Raw genomic sequence first — 16,468 nt, forward strand, 5'->3', positions numbered from 1 at the left:
TCACTTGATAAGAGATAAAAATTCATTTCTTAATTGGGCGTTATCTTTAAACGAACCACGAATAGCTGATGTTGTAGTAGATGACGTCGCTTTTTTAATACCTCGACCACACATGCACATGTGTTTTGCTTCTACAACTACCATGACACCTTGAGCTTGTAAAACTTCGTCAATAGCGTCCGCAATTTGTGTTGTTAGTCTCTCTTGAACTTGAAATCGTTTAGAATAACCGTCAACCAAACGCCCAAATTTCGATAATCCTGTAATCTTTTTGTTTGGAATATAGCCGATATGTACACGACCATGAAAGGGTGCGAAATGATGTTCACATAACGAATTAAACTCAATGTCTTTAACGATTACCAATTCCTGATGTCCGTCTACATCAAATTCTTTTTCTAAATGTTTTCTTGGGTCCTCTCGATAGCCCTCTGTATACTCTAAATACGCTTTCAACACTCTAAACGGTGTTTCTTCTAATCCGTCACGCGTCGGATCATCACCGCACACACGAATTAATTTTCTTAAACCTATCATAATGTTTAGGAGGTCTTGTTCGTTTTTTTTGATGTCGGGCTTCAACACTTCTAATTTTTTGTACTGTTCATCACTAATAACTTTTAAACTCTCAACTTGATTAAACACCGCGCTTATTCCCCCAAACGATTGAATGTAATTGTGGTAGTGCTTGAACGTCGTTAAATTCTGGTTCGTTAATAACTACGTTCCATAACTCGTCTAATTTATTTAACAGTTGCTTCGTAATGTCTTTGTCTGTATACGGCGATTCGTTGCCTACAGATAAGTAATAAGGGATATTATTGTCTCTATATCGATTAAATACTTCTTTAGCATACTCTTTGTCCTTGTCGTTAAAATACACGATTTTTAAGCTAAAATTAACTTTATGCGTTAATAGCTTAGACACAATGTCATCCAACACATTAAAATCTATTTTCATCAGCGAACTTGGTGGCTTTGGGCTAATTGTTAAATCATCAATTTTTAAAAACCAATCACGCCAAATACTCCCTTGTGTCTCTAATCCAACCTTTACACCGTTTTTATGACAAATATCAATAAATTCGTCCATAGCCTTACCTATAAGCGCCGGATTACCTCCTGACACTGTAACATGACTAAATGATTTGTCGCCTGCTTCTTCTACAAGTAAATCGAACACTTCTTGCGCCGTGTTGCGTCTTACATTGCCCTTTTCACTTCCGTCCCAAGTGTATTTGGTATCACACCATGAGCAGCTATAATCACAACCATAAGTCCTCAAAAACATTGTTTTTTTACCAATTATCATGCCCTCGCCCTGAATTGTAGGACCAAACACTTCTAAAAATGGAATCTTTGCCATTAATATCCCTCCTTATACGTTACGTATGAAGTAGGTGTTTCGCGTACAATCACCTGTAACACTTGCGGATTATTGTTATAATTCTTCAATTCTTCTTGTAGTGTTTTGTAAATTGCTTTTGCTACGTTCTCAGTAGACGGCTCTTCTTGGTTAAATCTAAACTCATCATGATTATTCATCAGTGTATGGTCGTATCGTCCGTGTACTGCTTGCTTAAGCAATTGAAAGTTAACTAAAAAACCGTTCTCCATCAACTCATTACCTACAATAGTGACATTAACAAAATAAGTGTGTCCGTGTACGTTTTGACACTTACCAGCACTTACGTGATCAATAAAATGAGCTGCTGCAAATTGCATGTCTTTGTTTAGTTCGTATTTAAAATTATGTGGTGCGACAGGGTAAAATTGTTGTAACATTTAAACTCCTCCTAGATTAAATTAATTTTGTTGAAATGGTGTATTTACTAATGTTGTTAATCCAACTTCTTTTGGGTGCTTTTGTATAAATTCCTCTAGCCCTTTGCGTCTTAATTTGCATGCCGGACATTCTCCACAGCCTTGTCCTATTACGCCGTTGTAGCACGTAAGTGTGTTATTAACGACGTATTTAAGATGACCTAAGTTGGCAGCTAATTCCCACGTTTCCGCCTTGTTTAACCACATTAACGGTGTTTCAATTGTGATGTTTTTGTCTAGCCCTAATTGCAATGCTGGTTCTAACGCCCGTACAAATTCATTTCTACAATCTGGATAACCGCTAAAATCTGTCTCGCACACACCGGTAACGATTGTGTCCGCTTTACGTTGATATGCTACAACACTTGCTAAAGTTAGGAATAGGATATTTCGTCCAGGTACAAATGTGTTAGGTAGACCTGTATCATTATCAACATCAATATCCATATCACGTGTTAATGCGTTGACTGTTAATTCATTAATAACAGATGCATCAATAACCTGATTTTTAACGCCAAAGTCTTTCGATATTTTTTTGGCCACTTCGATTTCTTGCTTGTGTCTTTGATTGTATGAAAATGTAATTGTTTCAACTTCATCGTAACGTTTTAAAGCCCACAATAAGCATGTTGTGCTATCTTGACCGCCACTAAACACGACAATTGCTTTACTCATCTAACCACTCCTTTAATTGCTTTAATCTCATACCAAAACTTAAATCGTTTAACGGAAATTCTTTATTAGGAAATAATTGTGATAGATATTGACTATATGGCTTACCTGTTAAAAATATCGTCTTATCTTTAAAATCAATTTCCTTTTCCTGAAGTTGTTTTACGCATTTATACGCCCATTGCTTACGCTTTAACTTGTTCATATTGTTTAAAGTTAATTCATACGGCGACACTATATCATTGAGTTCTAACACGCCGTATTTTGCGCTAAGAATATAAATGTGATCATCTTTAGTAGTTATTTGCTTTGCATACTTTAATTGTTTATGAAACAAGTCACTTTTATATAAGTTTTCAGCTGTTGTTTGTTGATTTACTTTTGATTTAACACACGATATAAAGACTATCATCACCACAACACCTTTCGTTTGTTAGCTTTTTCAAGATGTTGTCCCCACTTTACCCACTCAATACACTGGAGGTAATCAGCATGTTTGTAAAAGCCTTTAACTGTTTTTGTGTTTGCTGGACGAGGGTATTTAACTAACTTCTTTTTGACTGGATCATACATGTCTAAATTTCCAAAACGACTTCCACCTAGCCAACTTGTACTATCAACGCTATCAAAGTTATTTCTCTTTGTTATCGAGTCGTTAGTATATCCTAGCCCGTGTATTTTAGTGTTTGCTTTATGTGCTGTATCAATAAACCACTTAAATAATTTATGTTCACTTTTTTTAAAGTCTTTGATAGCAATACCACCTAGCGCTACATAGTCATATTCCTGTATCATCTTAAACCAATATTCCTTTCCCCTTGATTTGTGAAATACTGGAATACATTTCTTGCCGGTTAGTGATTCTAGCTTTGCTCTTAACTGCTCAACTTTTTCTAATCCAACCACACTATCAATATCAAGTTCAAAGAAGTATTTTATATCGTACTTGTTGATAAATGCCGCATATTCCTCAACGTACCTATCAAAATTTATCTTCACTGAACCACTGTTTTTAATTTCGGCCATATAAGTAAATGCACCTGAATCAAGCAAAAACATTTTACAATCGTCCGACAACACATAGTCCATAACTGTACGTTCAGATTTACCTGACACCTTTTTGAAATAGTGAAAGCTATCGAGGACATAAGGTGGTTTAGCTTCTGCTAGTAAATACGGACGTGCTGTCCATGATGCTAAAAACAAGCGCGTCATTATACTTCCTCCAAAAAGTATTCAACTGCTTCATACAGTTCTCCGCTTTTATAATCGTCAAAATCGTCAATTAATTTATCATGTGTTAGTTTTAACAACTCAATAGCTCGCTCTAGTTTTGATTCACCGTCATCGTTATTTGAGTTAGTTGCTTCGTCATCATCTTCAAATAAACTATCAACGTCCATATCATTCATTAAGTTTTCTATTTCGTCATCGTCAAAACCTGTTAATTCCCTCATAGACGCGTCTAGCTCTTCGATAACTTCTTTTAGCTTGTCAGCGTCCCAATCCCCTTCAACTTTGTTTAAGGCGATATTTAACGTCTTTTCTCCTTGTTCGTCTAAATCAACAACAGACACGTCTACTTCTTGATAACCTAAATCTTTGAGGACTTTAAAACGTTGGTGACCACCGACAATGTTGTTTGTTTTTTGGTTCCAAATGATAGGATCAACATAACCAAATTTTTCGATACTTCTTTTGATTTTTTGATACTCTTCGTCATGTGCTTCTAAATCGACACGCGGGTTATAATTTGCTGGTTGTAAATCGTTTATATTCATTTTCTTTAATTCCATGTTTCAACCTCCTGGCGTTATTAAGTCTTAAAAAATAACTTAATACGTTACTTATTAGCAGACTTTTTTAACTGTTTTTGTTTATACGCTTCATATTCTTCGTCAGACTTACACAACACTTGCGCTATTTCGTTTATAGTCGTATGAACGGTTTGCCTTGATGTCGTTAATACATCACCTATATATTCACATGTATGACCTTGTATACGTAACGTAAAAACAATGATATGACGGTCTTTGATTAACTTGTCTGCGTTGTTTTCGATAAAGTCAACTTTATTTTGTAGATTAGCAACAATATTATTTGATTCCATTAACTGTTTTGCACGTCTGAACGTTGTATCGCTAACGTTGTCACTTTTAGGCATAGCAGCGTCATCGCCATATTGTGCTACACCCTCACCAGTCGTTAATTCTTTGTCATACATTGCTTTCAAGCGTGCTAATGTCTTCTTGTTCTCGTTGTACCTTTTCATCATGTTAATCACTTGTTTAGGGCTATATTGCACTGACTACACCTCTTTAAATGTATTTATGAGCAACGTCCAAGTAATCATAGTAAATACCGTTTTTACTTTTAATCGGTTTTAAATTACTTTTAAACCACTCATATGGGATTGATTTACGGTCTAACTCTCTTTTTAGTTTTGCAAAAGTGAATATGTCTAGTTTGTACAACTCGTTTGCTTGCTTAAATAGAATAAGGATAAATGCTTCTCCTCGTTGTTTGTGCACGTTTAATAGATAATTATATTGATGCGGTTTTAACCTGCTAAAAAGGAATACCTTTGTTGATACTTCTTTAGCATCAAAAGCAACATGTTTCCCACGCGATACACCAACGAAATCGACAGTGCTCTTTTCTGAATATCTACCTTTTCCGGTACGTGTATTCACAATAGTTGGTGTTGGTATTTTTTGAATTAAAGCTAAATCTCTTTCCAAATACTGCCTGTTTGTTGCGTTGATCGCGTCCTCTAAAAACTTCCCTCTGTTTTTATACGGTGTTTTAAATGTCATAGATAATCCCCTTTTCATACATCAATAGAACTAGACGATTCTTGCATAAAAAGCTAACTTGTGACGTTTTGTTATTGTCTTTATCCTCAATAGTTTCGATATTCCTAACTTGATGATTATTTACATCAATTGTCAACATGTAGTCTTGTTGATATGGTGCTTGAGTATCATATAATGTTCTAGCTGCTAAAAGGTATTTTGCGCTTACTACCTCGTCATCTACAAATATATCTTCAACGTGTTTTAAATGTTTGTAATCAATCACTTTAAATTCCCCTTATCGATCATTTCTGTGTTTAAAAATATAATCTTCTAGCTCGAATAACTCTTCGTCGTTCATGTTATATACTTTGTTATAATTAGCACTTTTATTTTTGTATCCATTTTTAGCTTTTACTCGAGATAAAAAAATAGTTAGCTTTATGGACTTATATAACACATGTATCAAAATTGTTTTCAACATTGTTTAGATTATCTTTTTCATATGCTCACCTCCAAATAATTAATATTGCTTTATATGCTTTCTTTACATGGAGAAAAACAATGTAATAACGGTTTACGTTACTCAGATTCATTTTACCAATAAACACGTGTAAAAGGAATTTAAAAAAATAAAAAACTTCTACTTAATTTAAGTGAAGTTTAAACTCTTTATACCAATAAAATAAGCCCCTTTTTAAAGGGGCTCGAGCAAATATAGATTAGTAGGGTATAAAATGAATAAGGAAGCACTACATTCAGTATAACCTAATCCGTTACTTAAGTCTATGATTATTCCTCTGTTTTTCTTAAACAATCTATCGAATATTCTAATGTTTCGATTTTCTTTCTTAACATATTATTTGTACCGATAGAAATTAATAAACTGATTGATAGTAATAATGATATAATCGCCCACATTAGTCTGATACCTCCGCGCGTATATTATTTAAGTTGATATGATCATACTCGTTAAACATATCCACCTCGTCATTCGCAGTTAAACGAATATAATAGTCATAAGCGATATATAAAATCACTGCGATTGTGATGATGTATTTCATTTCTTTTCACCTCTATCTAATTTATGATTCTCAAACCATTTTTGACGTCGCTTTAAATATTCTTCATGTTTATTACGTGTTCGTTTAGCTGCGCGTTCGTATTTACTCATGAATATTTTGTTCTGCATTCTTGCATAGACAACGGTGATAATAAACAATACAGTATATATCAAGATTGCTATAATCTCAGGCAGAAGTACTAACCACCACGACCAATCAATAACCCCAGTTAGTTTTAAAACGACAAATACAATTGTTAATAATTCAGCTAATCCCATTCTGTTTCCTCCTTAAGCGTCTTTATAAAATCTTGCCACCCTTTATCGTTCGTTATATCTCCAGCGCTTCCTCTTTACTTTCTGCTAACACAACACTAAACGTTTGATTCTCACGCGCTTTAGTTGCTTCTGTGAATGTTTGACCTGTTGAATCTGTGAATGTAGTAATTAGGTATTGTGTCATTGTTCCGCCCCTTTCATAAAAACCAACCAATGCGTCTTGCTTCTTTTGTTACCTATCAAAGGTACATAATCAATCACTTTTAATATTTCAGATAGCTTGATTTGTTCTTCGTTCCATTTAAATATTAATGTGCCATTTGGTTTTAAAACACGCATACACTCATCGAAACCTTGTTTTAAATCTTCTGGCCATGTTTCATTCAGACGACCATATTTTTGTACTAACCAACTTTTATCGCCACCCCTCAACAAATGCGGTGGATCAAACACAACCATATAAAAACTTTCATCATCAAACGGCATATTTCTAAAGTCGGCCACAATATCTGGATTAACTTCTAATTTGCGACCGTCACACAAATTAGTTTGTAATTGACGTTTATCCATAAAAATCACATCTTGATTACTTTTATCGAACCAAAACATGCGGCTGCCACAACATGCGTCCAAAATGCGCTTCATTCTTATCACCTCTACGTAATTTACAATTTTAAGCTACTAAAGTATTTTTGTTTATGTTCTCTATAGAGCGATCGCATTAAACTTTCTAACAACTTAATGTTATCGCTCATACTTAACGTTTTTCTTCCAGATTTCTTAATAACACCTTTACCTACGATTATGATCCCAATATTAAATGGGATAAGATTTGTATCTTTTACTTCTTTGTACAATTTTTCAGTCAGCACTAAATAATTGTAATGACCAACAAAAGATAGTTTTGCGGTACTCTTTAAATCTTCTTTAGTAACTTTTATTTCATAAGCTCTAAAAACATTTTTGGTGTCGTAAGTTAAAAAGTCCACAATCTCTCGTCCCTTTTTTAAAGGCTCTATTCCAATTGTTACTTCATGACAACCATAAACATTTAACTTATCTTTTAATAACAAGTTATATAAATATCTTTCTGCTGCTATCGTCTCATTAGATTTCATTTTTGCTCCTTTTTAAACCACTAACACTCATACTTCGGTTATCTCTAATCAATCGAGAATAGCTTATAAGAAAACTTAAAACCGCAAACGGTGACTTTACTGCTAAACCTTGTTCGCTATCAATACCGACCAATCTCACATAATATAAACCGTTGTCACTAATCGTTACCGTAAAATCTTCTACTTCTAAATAGCCGTCTTGCAATTCGAATGAAATGTCATTCTCGATTAATCCGTTAGCTATAATCTTAAAAGTAGTCATTTATTCCACTCCTTGCTAATGTCTCTTTTACTACCACTTTATAATTAGGGCATAACCAAAAAACCAAACACTATTACCAATTTTTACTTCATACCCTAACCTTTCTAAATACTTAGCTATCGCTTTTACATTTGTATAGGACCAAAATGTCGAGTGCATTAATTCTGACTTACCTTGTATTGCTTTTTTATTTATTTTAGGTTCTATCTTTTCTCTGTATATTTCTTCTATATAGCTTTCAGTAACTTCTTTTTTGGCGCTAGCAGTGTTATTCACTTCCTCAACACCTCCTTCACCTTTTCTAGTATGTCTTTAGATTCCTGATGATCCGAAACTTTTTTGTCCTCTTGCTGACTCACTTGTAAACTCCTCCACTTTTTGCAACTCCGGCGTCCAGATAGGCACGATAACCAATTGAGCTATTCGTTCGCCTTTGTGAATACGATAACTACCTTGTTGATATAGATGACGTTTTTCCTCGAAGATTTTTTCGTTCTCAATATCTCTTAAAAATATAGTTTGCATTCCGTTATCTTCATGATCATTTTTCATATTTATTCTCATATGACCTTGATAGCCCGCATCAATCTTTCCAGTCTCAATAACAAGATGCGTCTTGCTACTTACACCACTTCTTGACGTTAGTAGACCTACGTATCCTTTTGGAATATTGACCGCTATGTCAGTTCTGATTAATGCTTTTTCTTGCGGTTTTAAAATCACTGTTTCAGCAGCATAAATGTCAAAGCCTGCATCTGTATCATGATGACGCGTTGGTAGTGTTGCTTTGTTTGATAATAATTTAATTTGTAATTGATTAGTCATTGTCTGTGTCCTCCTTAATTAAATAAATTGGTTTGATGATAAAATCTATAAGTCCAATAACCGAATTATCAGACAGCTTATAATGCGTTTCTCTAATATCTCCAACCAGTTGCACAATTTCTAACATTTCATTTGTTTCAGGATTATATACTTTATCTCCAACACTAATAGTCATTTTCTAACATCTCCCTAAAATGTTCTTCTGAAATCTGTACATCTACTAAATTACATAACTCGAACCATTTTTCTGTATCGAAGTTATTGATCGCGTTTTCTCCAAACTCTTCTAATAACTGCTTTTTATGCAATTTTCCTAACTCCAGATAATAATTTTTAGCTTTTTCTTTGTCCGGTTTCTTTCCTGTTTTTAAAGCGTATACCACTGCTTCTTCAATATTTGTTGTTTCTCCATCAAAAGTGCCAATGTACACGCCTGGTCTGTCTTTAAATTCGAATGCTAATGCCGGTATTGTTTTCATTTTTTAGTCTCCTTATCGTTTCAAATCTTCAATAAAATTAAGTACTTTATCGATGTCAATCTGCTTACTTTCTGTTTTACGTTTGTTCAACCAAAAATCGAGCTCGTTCCACCAATCCTCGTTTTGATTCTTTTCTTCTAGCAATGCGTCACGTTCAGATATAATTTCGAACATTCACTTGTCCTCCTTACACCAATCTAAAATTTTCATTTAATACTGCTTCTATCCTCATTCTGCTTAAATCACAATATTGTTCACTAATATCAAAACCTATAAAGTTTCTATCGGTTTCTATAGCTGCAATTGCTGTTGTCCCGCTACCAATAAAAGGATCTAAAACCACATCTTTTTCATCAGACCAACTCAAAATATGGTCGATTGCTAATTGAAGTGGAAAAGTGGCCGGATGTTTATAAGCTAATTTGTCTTTTTGTCCAATTCCACCACCAATTGAATACTCCCATATATTATTTCTCGGTGAATGTGTAGGTACTGGTTTAATGTTTTTAGTTTGCTTTAACACGCCGTCTTTTCCTCTTTGGGTATTACGCCCCCAATTTGTATGTCCTGCCCATTTATTAGGCTTATCACATATTAAACTCGCTTTTTCTGGTTTACCTTTCGAAAATACAAACATGTATTCAAAGATTTGCGTATACCTTTTACCGTTTCTTCTAGCTGGAAATGATGACGTGTTCTTTTTATAAATCATTGTGTCGTGTAGTTTAAAACCTGCATTTAAAAATTCTAACGCTTGTTTAAACGACGAACCGGTTTCGCTGCCTTTAATAGTAGCGTCACCAACTACCCATACGATCACCCCCCCGATCTGGTTACGCGATATAGCTGTTCAATAGTTTTCTTATAATCAAAGTTATAACCGTCATAGTCTCTTAAATTGTTGTATGGTGGGCTTGTTACAGTTAAATCAATCGAATTGTTTGGTAATCGTTTCATTCCTTCAACACAATCAATCTGCGTTACTTTATTCAAAAATAAATCTTTCATTCATACTCCCTCCACCTTATAGCGTTACTTCAATCAATTAAATATCGTTATACGTTACTCAGTTGTACGCCAACCACATTAATAATCAAATTAAGTGTGTTTTGCCAACTTACTCGTCCTCCTCTAGATCCATTTGTATTTTTTCTAACAAGAACAAACATGCTGCTAAGTTTTTGTGCTTCAACGCTTGCTCAATTTCAGTTGAGTATAGACGTCTTAGTCTAGTAGTCTCGACTGGATAACCGTCCACAATCTGATTCAATCTACGTTGGACTAAGTCGTAGTACGGATTATCCGACCATGCTTTTTTGTGATATAAGTGTGTGTTGAACAATTCGACCACATCATCTAACTTGCGTTTTAGTTCGTCGCGTTCTTTTGAACACTTGAGTAGTTCGTTATACCAGTAATCCTTTGAATCGTACATGCTAGACCATCTCCCCGTCTTTCCAGATTAATGTCATAGTCATGTCGTCGTTAAGCATGTAGATATATTTAGGTGGCATGTTGTTATAATACTTATTGTTCTCTAAAATATAATTTATGCTTTTGTTTCTGTAGGAATAACAAGAAGGTTCTCCTTTTGAACTTAAATACGTTTCTACTAACATAGGAATAACGGTATCCACTGTGATTTCCTCTTCTGCTTCGACAGTGAATACGTCATGAGGCCAGATGGGCTCTAGTACATTGAACGGGCCCTCGCTATAAAACTCCACTTTCTTTCCACGCTTTGATATGAAAATTTTGCCTTTCACATCATTCTCCCACGCCCATCGAATTAATCCAGCTAAGTTCATTTCTACTTTTTTCTTAATCTTCATCATCGTTCCTCCTCTAAAATTTCTATCACTCTTTCAGGTGCTAAATAACCTTGTACTATATCGATACTTCTGTCCGTTATGTCTGCTAACTCGTATAACCCTTCTCCGCACTCATTGCCGTGTGAAAACTCATGTCGAACCACACTTAACTTTTTGCCCGTCCCTGTTTTGAAGATATACTGAATACCTCCAAACAAAGGTTTATGCTCGATGTATTCATCACGATCTAAAAACACTTGTTCTAACTCTACACTCATCTCATACACTCCTTTTCTATAACTCCCATATCAATAATTTTCTTGAATATTGCTTCTAACACTTGTACAACAATGCTGTTACCTGCTTGCTTGTATAACGTGCCATTTGTTGCGTTTTTTCGTGTAGGGTGCTCATTTGCGACTTTGTAATAATCTTCATCATCAAAGCCCATCAAGCGCCAACACTCAAGTTCGGTTAGCAATCTGTATTTTCCGTTTCCAATCGTTACAATACCGCTGTTTGGCACTCGATTTTGTTTAGTTGTTATGGTCCAACTGTATTCTTCAATCGGTTTTAATCCTCCACCAAAACCATTACGTTTATTTATTGCGCGTAACATTGACGGTGAAGTGATTGTGTATTTGTCGTCTACATGATCTAATATAAATTCGTCGACACTTCTCATTGGTTTGTGCTCTAGTGTGTCAAAATTGAACCAATGACCGTCTAGCATGCTGATAACAAATACACGTTCACGCTTTTGAGGTATTCCAAAGTCCCTAGCATCTAAAACTTTATAGCTGTTTGTGTATCCTAGTCGCTCCATTTCCACGAAATACTTTTGAAAGCTATGAATCATATCTTTTGCGAGAACGCCTTTAACGTTCTCCCAAATGACGATTTTCGGTTTCCATTTGCCCATGTTCTCTATAATGCGGATTGTCTCCCACATCAACGATGAACGCGTCTTATCTTCGTCGTTTCCACCAAGCCGTTTGCCTGCTCGGCTAAAGTCCTGACAAGGGCTACCATGCACTAGAATATCTGGCTTTAAGTTCCAACCGACGACCGACTGCGGTTTGTGTAGGTGGTCGTATAGCGCGTTGTATGTTCGTACTGACTTTTCGTCAATCTCTACATAATCAATTGCTTTGTGGGGATAGCCTAAGTTTAGAAGCGCTTTTCTAGGCGCACCTATCCCGCCCTACCAAACAACTCAAGTATTTTTACATAGTTGTTCATTCGGCATCACTCCTTCTCTTTTTACACCTCATCTGATCCACTCAAAAAACTAGATAGTTGATTCTATAAAATACAACTCATGTTCTTTAAGGTAATCGTCAAAATCACGTTTGTTGTTAAATTCTTTTTTAACGCCTTGCCACTCAACAGCATTTACTTGTCCATGTAGGTAATACACACTATTTACAACATGCATATGCGCTACTTTTTTGCCATCTTGATATAAATATTTTTTGCTGCTAAAATACTGTTTTAAATTCGATTTTACTTTTGCTTTAGTGTCCATCAAATTACTCCCTTTCGTTTTTGTTGTTCTTTAGAAACCTTTTCATACTCGCTAACCCATACAAACATTAAATCGTTTTTAACCGTTTTCTTATTACACAACTTTGCGATATAACGTCTGTCAAAATTTAAATGTTCGCTTGCTTCCGTTGTACTAACAAACTCTTCAACAATGTTGTTACTACTATCAACCAAATACAACGCTTTAGAAGTGCCTTCATTTCGTCTATACACTCTGTAGTTTTTAAAAGTGGTTTCAAATAAGTTGCTGACACTGATGTTGTAGTAAGTGCTATCTTTTGGGTAAGCGTGTGCTTCTGCACTTAATTTCTTAACAAATGTTTCATAAACTATATCTGCGGCACGATAACGTCGTTTGTTTGCAATTATATTTAAAGATCCTTTATTGTCATTTGCGAACTTAAATTTTCCGTTAACAGTTTTAAAACGACCTAAATCACTAACGTATAAACCGTATTTACCGCTATACTTCCAATACTCATCTTCTGTTTTGATTCTTTCGTTAAACATTTGTTTCTTTTTTATTCGTGGTATATCTTTCGAAAAGAAACATCTTAATTTTTTGTTATAGCTGTTGTTGTATTCTTGATGATATATCGTCATTTTTGGAATTCCAGTTAGATTGTGTAGGTGTTCAACAGTTGTTTTAGTAGTTCTATGGTGAAATGGTTCATATATCCACATAAAATCACCTCTGATGTCACTTTGTTAGTGAATTTTAAAAATCAAGAAGTTCTTCAAGACCTATCTGTCCTAACTCTTCGTAATGCATAAGTTTAAAATCGTTTTTAAACTCATCTAAGTGGTTAGTCGTTAAATTAACATTTGATAATTGTGTGCCCTTTAATCCTAGTACGCGGTAGCTGCCATCAATTTTTTTGTTAACAATTACCATAGGTTCTTTACGGGCGTTGTACAATTTGAAAGTTTTATTCATTGTCTTCCAACTCCTTTAACACTTGGTCTACTTTGTAATCTATGTTGATCTCTTTTGCTAAATCTCGCGCTAAGTTTTCAATGTCATAATAATCTGCTAACGCGTTAGCTGTTTCCTCGGAAATATCTATATCCGTTACTTTAAGAAATGCTTTTAATAATTCTTTGTAGCTATATCCTTTTCCAGATATTTCGTTAAAAATGCCTTTCCACGTTTTATCTAAATTATCATCGTATGTGATATAAGCGACTTGAATTACTGTTTTTATATTAGTTTGTTGTATTGTTCGCTCTATCGTTTTGTATTCAACATCGATAATAGTGTGTGTTCTTAAAAAGCTATTAACTAATGTTTCGAAGTTGTAAATACTTTGTGTGCTGTCCAATCTACCATCGATGATTTCTAATTGTATCGCCATATTTAACTCTCCTTTAATTCTTAATATTAAAACGGAAGATCGTCATCACTAATGTTAATCGGACCATTGTCAAATGGATTATCATTAATTCCTGAATCGTTATTGCTGTTGTATTGTTGTTGCCAACCGTTTTGTTGTTTTGGTTGTTGATTAGACGGTTGAACTGCTTGTTGTTTATTCTTTTGTCCAGTATTAATCATTTGTAAGTCTCTAACTATTACTTCTGTTACATTTACACGTTGTCCTTCTTTGTTTTCGTATGAGCGTGATTGTAATCTTCCACCTACATTAACAAGATCGCCTTTACCTAAATATGTGTTAATGATTTCAGCTGTTTTCCCAAATGCACTGATATTAATAAAGTCGACGTCACGTTTACCCTCTTGGTTTTTGAATGAGCGTTGTACTGCTAAATTAAATTGCGCCATTTGCGTACCACTGTTAGATACCGCGTACTTGATTTCATTGCTAATATAACCACTTAAATTTACTGAGTTTATCATTTTTTATTCTCCTTTTTGGTTGTTTCGATTCATTTTATAACTTAATCCGTTACAAATACCTCTAATTCTTTCATATCCTTTGAATACTAGCCGATAAATCATTTTGGGTGTTATTTATCGTAAAATAATTAAAGGCTTGTATTGTGCGTTTATGAAGCGTTAACCAACATAGGTGATTGCTGGTGTCATTTGTTGTTTTAAAATTTGACGTATAAGCTCCTTTTTTAATTTTGATTGATCGTTTGGATATGCGTCTATCATCTTTTGAGCGTATACATGACTACAATTTAAACAATTCATGATATAACGCTTTGTAATTACATCGCTTATTTCTACCACGAGTCCGTTTCCCTCCAGTCCTCGCCTAACACTTTTACACGTCGTGCGTTTTTATTCATTCGTGTGCTAATGCGTTCCCAGTCTTGTGACTTAACTAGCTGCTTTTTGGAAAAGTTCGTTGTGTAAATGTTGTTAAGGTTTTGACGTTTGTTTACAATGCTGAACAACTTACCCAAAGTGTGCTGTGTATCCTCGACCCCAACATCATCAAGAACTAACAAATCTAAGTTGCTAAGTTCATCAATAAGTTCATCAGTGCTTTGTAGGCTCGCTTTGTTATACGTGTTTTTTATCCTATCCATTAAATCAGGGACATGCATAAACGCTACTTTGTAATTTTTATTCTTTAGAGCTTTAGTAATCGCAAAAGCTAAATGTGATTTACCAGTTCCAAAGTCCCCTTGAAAAATGATTGAACGAGGATTATCTAAACTAAAATTCGTTACATATTCTATGGCTGTTTGTTTTGCGTATTCTTGTGACTCGTTTTGCGGTTTGTAGTTATTTACAGTCGCATCTTTTATCGATTCGTCATAAGTCGAATTACTAAAGGCGGCTTGAACTTCTTTTTTTAATTGTGATGCTTTAGCTGCTTCTATCATTTCACAATCACAACCGTCTTTATATGAGTATCCACTTTCGAATTTGTGAAGTGTGTAAGTTTTTTTACATTGTTCACATTTTAAGTTTTTAATGCTTTCGACTGGTTCGAACTTTTTAAGTTTTTCGCTTTTAAAGTTTCCAAACGCTTTTTTCATTATTCAACCTCCTAATCCCACCATGCCGGATCTTTTCTAAGTTCCGCTCTTTCTTCTGGTGTTAAGCCGTCAGGTCCTACAATTTTCGGCTGCTTTTTATGTGATTCTCGAGCTTTTTCGTCTGCTTGCACGTCTTTAGGTGTCATAATTCGTTCGTTAATCCAGCGTTTTAATATAGACTTGGTATAGCTCCAAGTATTTTTTTTGTTATCGATTGCTATCTTCATAGCTTCAATAACCATGTCGTTGCCATACTCTTTAAAGTCATTAATCCACATCGACATATCTTCTGCTATATAGCTATTGATATGTCCAAAACCATTTTCTTGAAAAAATTGATATGGATTACTACCACTCCCACCACCTTGATTTAAAGTGGTAGGATCACTATATATATTATTAGTACTATATAGGTGGTGGTGGTGGTTTTTACTCGTATTATTATTACTTGTATTATTATTACTTGTATTATTATGTTTAACATTTGTGTTAATACCCCTCATAACATTTGTGTTAATAGGTGTCTTAACATCTGTGTTAATAGGTCTTATATTTTGTGTTAATGGGTATAACTTTCTTTGTTTAAACTCGTTATTCTCTTTGATGATTTCTATATCTAAATATCCGTGTTCTTTCAACTTGGAAATACGTCTAGATATAGTAACTTTTGTTACTTCATACAGACTAGCAAAATAACCATTTGTAGCTGTACAATATCCATACTTATTACTTAAAGCGGTTATTTCTGCAAATAATATTTTTTCGCTATCTGTCAGTCTGTTATCATATCTGACATTCGCTGTTATTATTGCGTAGTAACTAGGTTGTTCGTTCACT

The 16,468-nt window shown here is 34.5% G+C and carries 35 protein-coding genes; all 35 read right to left on the reverse strand.

From position 1 onward, the window contains the following. The 35 genes from folE to CD138_RS07080 all read right to left on the reverse strand — a co-directional run bounded on the left by folE (position 1) and on the right by CD138_RS07080 (position 16,467). Positions 1-570 (reverse strand): GTP cyclohydrolase I FolE, encoded by a 570-nt coding sequence (gene folE / locus CD138_RS06920; protein WP_373364645.1) that lies wholly within the window; start codon positions 568-570, stop codon positions 1-3. 67 nt (positions 571-637) lie between these two features. Beyond that, entirely contained in the window at positions 638-1,366 is a 729-nt protein-coding gene (gene queE, locus CD138_RS06925) for a 7-carboxy-7-deazaguanine synthase QueE (RefSeq protein WP_019168089.1), read from the reverse strand. Next, positions 1,366-1,785: a 6-carboxytetrahydropterin synthase QueD gene (gene queD / locus CD138_RS06930; protein ID WP_019168090.1), complete on the reverse strand. Its 420-nt coding sequence runs from the start codon at positions 1,783-1,785 to the stop codon at positions 1,366-1,368. Before queD ends, queE begins: the two co-directional genes overlap by 1 nt. A gap of 21 nt (positions 1,786-1,806) precedes the next feature. After that, on the reverse strand, positions 1,807-2,499 hold the full coding sequence (gene queC, locus CD138_RS06935; protein ID WP_019168091.1) for a 7-cyano-7-deazaguanine synthase QueC: 693 nt from the start codon (positions 2,497-2,499) through the stop codon (positions 1,807-1,809). After that, entirely contained in the window at positions 2,492-2,908 is a 417-nt protein-coding gene (locus CD138_RS06940; RefSeq protein ID WP_019168092.1) for a DUF6884 domain-containing protein, read from the reverse strand. Before CD138_RS06940 ends, queC begins: the two co-directional genes overlap by 8 nt. Further along, the gene (locus CD138_RS06945) at positions 2,908-3,711 is read right to left on the reverse strand and encodes a tRNA guanosine transglycosylase family protein (RefSeq protein ID WP_019168093.1); all 804 of its coding nucleotides are present in this window, start codon (positions 3,709-3,711) and stop codon (positions 2,908-2,910) included. Before CD138_RS06945 ends, CD138_RS06940 begins: the two co-directional genes overlap by 1 nt. Beyond that, a complete protein-coding gene (locus CD138_RS06950; RefSeq protein ID WP_019168094.1) occupies positions 3,711-4,292 on the reverse strand; it encodes a ParB N-terminal domain-containing protein in 582 nt (193 codons plus the stop codon). The genes CD138_RS06945 and CD138_RS06950 overlap by 1 nt, the downstream gene beginning before the upstream one ends. Before the next feature lie 47 nt (positions 4,293-4,339). Then, positions 4,340-4,771, reverse strand: coding sequence for a hypothetical protein (locus CD138_RS06955; RefSeq protein WP_244913367.1), 432 nt, complete (start codon positions 4,769-4,771; stop codon positions 4,340-4,342). Positions 4,772-4,814: 43 nt separating this feature from the next. Beyond that, on the reverse strand, positions 4,815-5,312 hold the full coding sequence (locus tag CD138_RS06960; RefSeq protein WP_019168096.1) for a Holliday junction resolvase RecU: 498 nt from the start codon (positions 5,310-5,312) through the stop codon (positions 4,815-4,817). Further along, positions 5,302-5,577, reverse strand: coding sequence for a hypothetical protein (locus CD138_RS06965; protein ID WP_019168097.1), 276 nt, complete (start codon positions 5,575-5,577; stop codon positions 5,302-5,304). Before CD138_RS06965 ends, CD138_RS06960 begins: the two co-directional genes overlap by 11 nt. 506 nt (positions 5,578-6,083) lie before the next feature. Next, positions 6,084-6,212: a DUF1514 family protein gene (locus CD138_RS14035; protein ID WP_019168099.1), complete on the reverse strand. Its 129-nt coding sequence runs from the start codon at positions 6,210-6,212 to the stop codon at positions 6,084-6,086. Continuing rightward, entirely contained in the window at positions 6,212-6,355 is a 144-nt protein-coding gene (locus CD138_RS14195) for a hypothetical protein (RefSeq protein WP_019168100.1), read from the reverse strand. The genes CD138_RS14035 and CD138_RS14195 overlap by 1 nt, the downstream gene beginning before the upstream one ends. Continuing rightward, a complete protein-coding gene (locus CD138_RS06975; RefSeq protein ID WP_015978014.1) occupies positions 6,352-6,633 on the reverse strand; it encodes a hypothetical protein in 282 nt (93 codons plus the stop codon). Before CD138_RS06975 ends, CD138_RS14195 begins: the two co-directional genes overlap by 4 nt. A gap of 52 nt (positions 6,634-6,685) precedes the next feature. Further along, positions 6,686-6,817 carry a DUF1381 domain-containing protein gene (locus CD138_RS06980; protein ID WP_019168101.1) on the reverse strand — a complete coding sequence of 44 codons (132 nt, stop codon included), beginning with the start codon at positions 6,815-6,817 and terminating at the stop codon, positions 6,686-6,688. Next, positions 6,814-7,278, reverse strand: coding sequence for a class I SAM-dependent methyltransferase (locus CD138_RS06985; RefSeq protein WP_019168102.1), 465 nt, complete (start codon positions 7,276-7,278; stop codon positions 6,814-6,816). The genes CD138_RS06980 and CD138_RS06985 overlap by 4 nt, the downstream gene beginning before the upstream one ends. 20 nt (positions 7,279-7,298) lie before the next feature. Beyond that, a complete protein-coding gene (locus CD138_RS06990) occupies positions 7,299-7,751 on the reverse strand; it encodes a hypothetical protein (protein WP_019168103.1) in 453 nt (150 codons plus the stop codon). Next, positions 7,741-8,013: a hypothetical protein gene (locus CD138_RS06995; protein WP_019168104.1), complete on the reverse strand. Its 273-nt coding sequence runs from the start codon at positions 8,011-8,013 to the stop codon at positions 7,741-7,743. The genes CD138_RS06990 and CD138_RS06995 overlap by 11 nt, the downstream gene beginning before the upstream one ends. A 30-nt stretch (positions 8,014-8,043) precedes the next feature. Beyond that, entirely contained in the window at positions 8,044-8,289 is a 246-nt protein-coding gene (locus CD138_RS07000) for a hypothetical protein (protein ID WP_019168105.1), read from the reverse strand. A gap of 36 nt (positions 8,290-8,325) precedes the next feature. Beyond that, complete coding sequence (locus tag CD138_RS07005; RefSeq protein ID WP_019168106.1) at positions 8,326-8,838, reverse strand: dUTP diphosphatase; 513 nt, start codon at positions 8,836-8,838, stop codon at positions 8,326-8,328. Beyond that, positions 8,831-9,013, reverse strand: coding sequence for a type II toxin-antitoxin system antitoxin HigA (gene higA, locus CD138_RS07010; protein ID WP_019168107.1), 183 nt, complete (start codon positions 9,011-9,013; stop codon positions 8,831-8,833). Before higA ends, CD138_RS07005 begins: the two co-directional genes overlap by 8 nt. Beyond that, entirely contained in the window at positions 9,003-9,317 is a 315-nt protein-coding gene (locus tag CD138_RS07015; protein ID WP_019168108.1) for a hypothetical protein, read from the reverse strand. The genes higA and CD138_RS07015 overlap by 11 nt, the downstream gene beginning before the upstream one ends. A 12-nt stretch (positions 9,318-9,329) precedes the next feature. Beyond that, on the reverse strand, positions 9,330-9,491 hold the full coding sequence (locus CD138_RS14200) for a hypothetical protein (RefSeq protein WP_019168109.1): 162 nt from the start codon (positions 9,489-9,491) through the stop codon (positions 9,330-9,332). Positions 9,492-9,504: 13 nt separating this feature from the next. Beyond that, positions 9,505-10,137, reverse strand: coding sequence for a DNA-methyltransferase (locus tag CD138_RS07020; RefSeq protein WP_202898885.1), 633 nt, complete (start codon positions 10,135-10,137; stop codon positions 9,505-9,507). Then, positions 10,134-10,325, reverse strand: a complete 192-nt coding sequence (locus CD138_RS14520; protein WP_202898886.1) for a site-specific DNA-methyltransferase — start codon at positions 10,323-10,325, stop codon at positions 10,134-10,136. Before CD138_RS14520 ends, CD138_RS07020 begins: the two co-directional genes overlap by 4 nt. Positions 10,326-10,434: 109 nt before the next feature. After that, positions 10,435-10,752, reverse strand: coding sequence for a hypothetical protein (locus CD138_RS07025; RefSeq protein WP_019168110.1), 318 nt, complete (start codon positions 10,750-10,752; stop codon positions 10,435-10,437). Between the two features lies 1 nt (position 10,753). Then, positions 10,754-11,152: a hypothetical protein gene (locus tag CD138_RS07030; protein ID WP_033193807.1), complete on the reverse strand. Its 399-nt coding sequence runs from the start codon at positions 11,150-11,152 to the stop codon at positions 10,754-10,756. Further along, positions 11,149-11,406 (reverse strand): hypothetical protein, encoded by a 258-nt coding sequence (locus CD138_RS07035; RefSeq protein ID WP_096638244.1) that lies wholly within the window; start codon positions 11,404-11,406, stop codon positions 11,149-11,151. The genes CD138_RS07030 and CD138_RS07035 overlap by 4 nt, the downstream gene beginning before the upstream one ends. Then, the gene (locus CD138_RS07040) at positions 11,403-12,326 is read right to left on the reverse strand and encodes a DNA cytosine methyltransferase (protein WP_425328991.1); all 924 of its coding nucleotides are present in this window, start codon (positions 12,324-12,326) and stop codon (positions 11,403-11,405) included. Before CD138_RS07040 ends, CD138_RS07035 begins: the two co-directional genes overlap by 4 nt. 93 nt (positions 12,327-12,419) lie before the next feature. Next, entirely contained in the window at positions 12,420-12,656 is a 237-nt protein-coding gene (locus CD138_RS07045) for an SAV1978 family virulence-associated passenger protein (protein ID WP_019168114.1), read from the reverse strand. Beyond that, entirely contained in the window at positions 12,656-13,360 is a 705-nt protein-coding gene (locus tag CD138_RS07050) for a hypothetical protein (RefSeq protein WP_019168115.1), read from the reverse strand. The genes CD138_RS07045 and CD138_RS07050 overlap by 1 nt, the downstream gene beginning before the upstream one ends. Positions 13,361-13,394: 34 nt before the next feature. Further along, positions 13,395-13,613 (reverse strand): hypothetical protein, encoded by a 219-nt coding sequence (locus CD138_RS07055; protein ID WP_019168116.1) that lies wholly within the window; start codon positions 13,611-13,613, stop codon positions 13,395-13,397. Next, positions 13,606-14,031 (reverse strand): hypothetical protein, encoded by a 426-nt coding sequence (locus CD138_RS07060; protein WP_019168117.1) that lies wholly within the window; start codon positions 14,029-14,031, stop codon positions 13,606-13,608. The genes CD138_RS07055 and CD138_RS07060 overlap by 8 nt, the downstream gene beginning before the upstream one ends. A 26-nt stretch (positions 14,032-14,057) precedes the next feature. Then, on the reverse strand, positions 14,058-14,534 hold the full coding sequence (locus CD138_RS07065) for a single-stranded DNA-binding protein (protein WP_019168118.1): 477 nt from the start codon (positions 14,532-14,534) through the stop codon (positions 14,058-14,060). 332 nt (positions 14,535-14,866) lie between these two features. Further along, complete coding sequence (locus tag CD138_RS07075) at positions 14,867-15,631, reverse strand: ATP-binding protein (RefSeq protein ID WP_019168120.1); 765 nt, start codon at positions 15,629-15,631, stop codon at positions 14,867-14,869. An 11-nt stretch (positions 15,632-15,642) separates the two neighbouring features. After that, a complete protein-coding gene (locus CD138_RS07080) occupies positions 15,643-16,467 on the reverse strand; it encodes a DnaD domain protein (protein ID WP_019168121.1) in 825 nt (274 codons plus the stop codon). Position 16,468: the final 1 nt, after the last annotated feature.

Source organism: Staphylococcus intermedius NCTC 11048 (genome assembly GCF_002902385.1).
GTDB lineage: Bacteria > Bacillota > Bacilli > Staphylococcales > Staphylococcaceae > Staphylococcus > Staphylococcus intermedius.

Coding starts and splice junctions, on each gene's coding strand:
- queE (WP_019168089.1), bottom strand. CDS start 1,366: ATGGCAAAGATTCCATTTTTAGAAGTGTTTGGTCCTACAATTCAGGGC.
- queD (WP_019168090.1), bottom strand. CDS start 1,785: ATGTTACAACAATTTTACCCTGTCGCACCACATAATTTTAAATACGAA.
- queC (WP_019168091.1), bottom strand. CDS start 2,499: ATGAGTAAAGCAATTGTCGTGTTTAGTGGCGGTCAAGATAGCACAACA.
- CD138_RS06940 (WP_019168092.1), bottom strand. CDS start 2,908: ATGATAGTCTTTATATCGTGTGTTAAATCAAAAGTAAATCAACAAACA.
- CD138_RS06945 (WP_019168093.1), bottom strand. CDS start 3,711: ATGACGCGCTTGTTTTTAGCATCATGGACAGCACGTCCGTATTTACTA.
- CD138_RS06950 (WP_019168094.1), bottom strand. CDS start 4,292: ATGGAATTAAAGAAAATGAATATAAACGATTTACAACCAGCAAATTAT.
- CD138_RS06955 (WP_244913367.1), bottom strand. CDS start 4,771: ATGATGAAAAGGTACAACGAGAACAAGAAGACATTAGCACGCTTGAAA.
- CD138_RS06960 (WP_019168096.1), bottom strand. CDS start 5,312: ATGACATTTAAAACACCGTATAAAAACAGAGGGAAGTTTTTAGAGGAC.
- CD138_RS14035 (WP_019168099.1), bottom strand. CDS start 6,212: ATGTGGGCGATTATATCATTATTACTATCAATCAGTTTATTAATTTCT.
- CD138_RS14195 (WP_019168100.1), bottom strand. CDS start 6,355: ATGAAATACATCATCACAATCGCAGTGATTTTATATATCGCTTATGAC.
- CD138_RS06975 (WP_015978014.1), bottom strand. CDS start 6,633: ATGGGATTAGCTGAATTATTAACAATTGTATTTGTCGTTTTAAAACTA.
- CD138_RS06980 (WP_019168101.1), bottom strand. CDS start 6,817: ATGACACAATACCTAATTACTACATTCACAGATTCAACAGGTCAAACA.
- CD138_RS06985 (WP_019168102.1), bottom strand. CDS start 7,278: ATGAAGCGCATTTTGGACGCATGTTGTGGCAGCCGCATGTTTTGGTTC.
- CD138_RS06990 (WP_019168103.1), bottom strand. CDS start 7,751: ATGAAATCTAATGAGACGATAGCAGCAGAAAGATATTTATATAACTTG.
- CD138_RS06995 (WP_019168104.1), bottom strand. CDS start 8,013: ATGACTACTTTTAAGATTATAGCTAACGGATTAATCGAGAATGACATT.
- CD138_RS07005 (WP_019168106.1), bottom strand. CDS start 8,838: ATGACTAATCAATTACAAATTAAATTATTATCAAACAAAGCAACACTA.
- higA (WP_019168107.1), bottom strand. CDS start 9,013: ATGACTATTAGTGTTGGAGATAAAGTATATAATCCTGAAACAAATGAA.
- CD138_RS07015 (WP_019168108.1), bottom strand. CDS start 9,317: ATGAAAACAATACCGGCATTAGCATTCGAATTTAAAGACAGACCAGGC.
- CD138_RS14200 (WP_019168109.1), bottom strand. CDS start 9,491: ATGTTCGAAATTATATCTGAACGTGACGCATTGCTAGAAGAAAAGAAT.
- CD138_RS14520 (WP_202898886.1), bottom strand. CDS start 10,325: ATGAAAGATTTATTTTTGAATAAAGTAACGCAGATTGATTGTGTTGAA.
- CD138_RS07025 (WP_019168110.1), bottom strand. CDS start 10,752: ATGTACGATTCAAAGGATTACTGGTATAACGAACTACTCAAGTGTTCA.
- CD138_RS07030 (WP_033193807.1), bottom strand. CDS start 11,152: ATGATGAAGATTAAGAAAAAAGTAGAAATGAACTTAGCTGGATTAATT.
- CD138_RS07035 (WP_096638244.1), bottom strand. CDS start 11,406: ATGAGTGTAGAGTTAGAACAAGTGTTTTTAGATCGTGATGAATACATC.
- CD138_RS07045 (WP_019168114.1), bottom strand. CDS start 12,656: ATGGACACTAAAGCAAAAGTAAAATCGAATTTAAAACAGTATTTTAGC.
- CD138_RS07050 (WP_019168115.1), bottom strand. CDS start 13,360: ATGTGGATATATGAACCATTTCACCATAGAACTACTAAAACAACTGTT.
- CD138_RS07055 (WP_019168116.1), bottom strand. CDS start 13,613: ATGAATAAAACTTTCAAATTGTACAACGCCCGTAAAGAACCTATGGTA.
- CD138_RS07060 (WP_019168117.1), bottom strand. CDS start 14,031: ATGGCGATACAATTAGAAATCATCGATGGTAGATTGGACAGCACACAA.
- CD138_RS07065 (WP_019168118.1), bottom strand. CDS start 14,534: ATGATAAACTCAGTAAATTTAAGTGGTTATATTAGCAATGAAATCAAG.
- CD138_RS07075 (WP_019168120.1), bottom strand. CDS start 15,631: ATGAAAAAAGCGTTTGGAAACTTTAAAAGCGAAAAACTTAAAAAGTTC.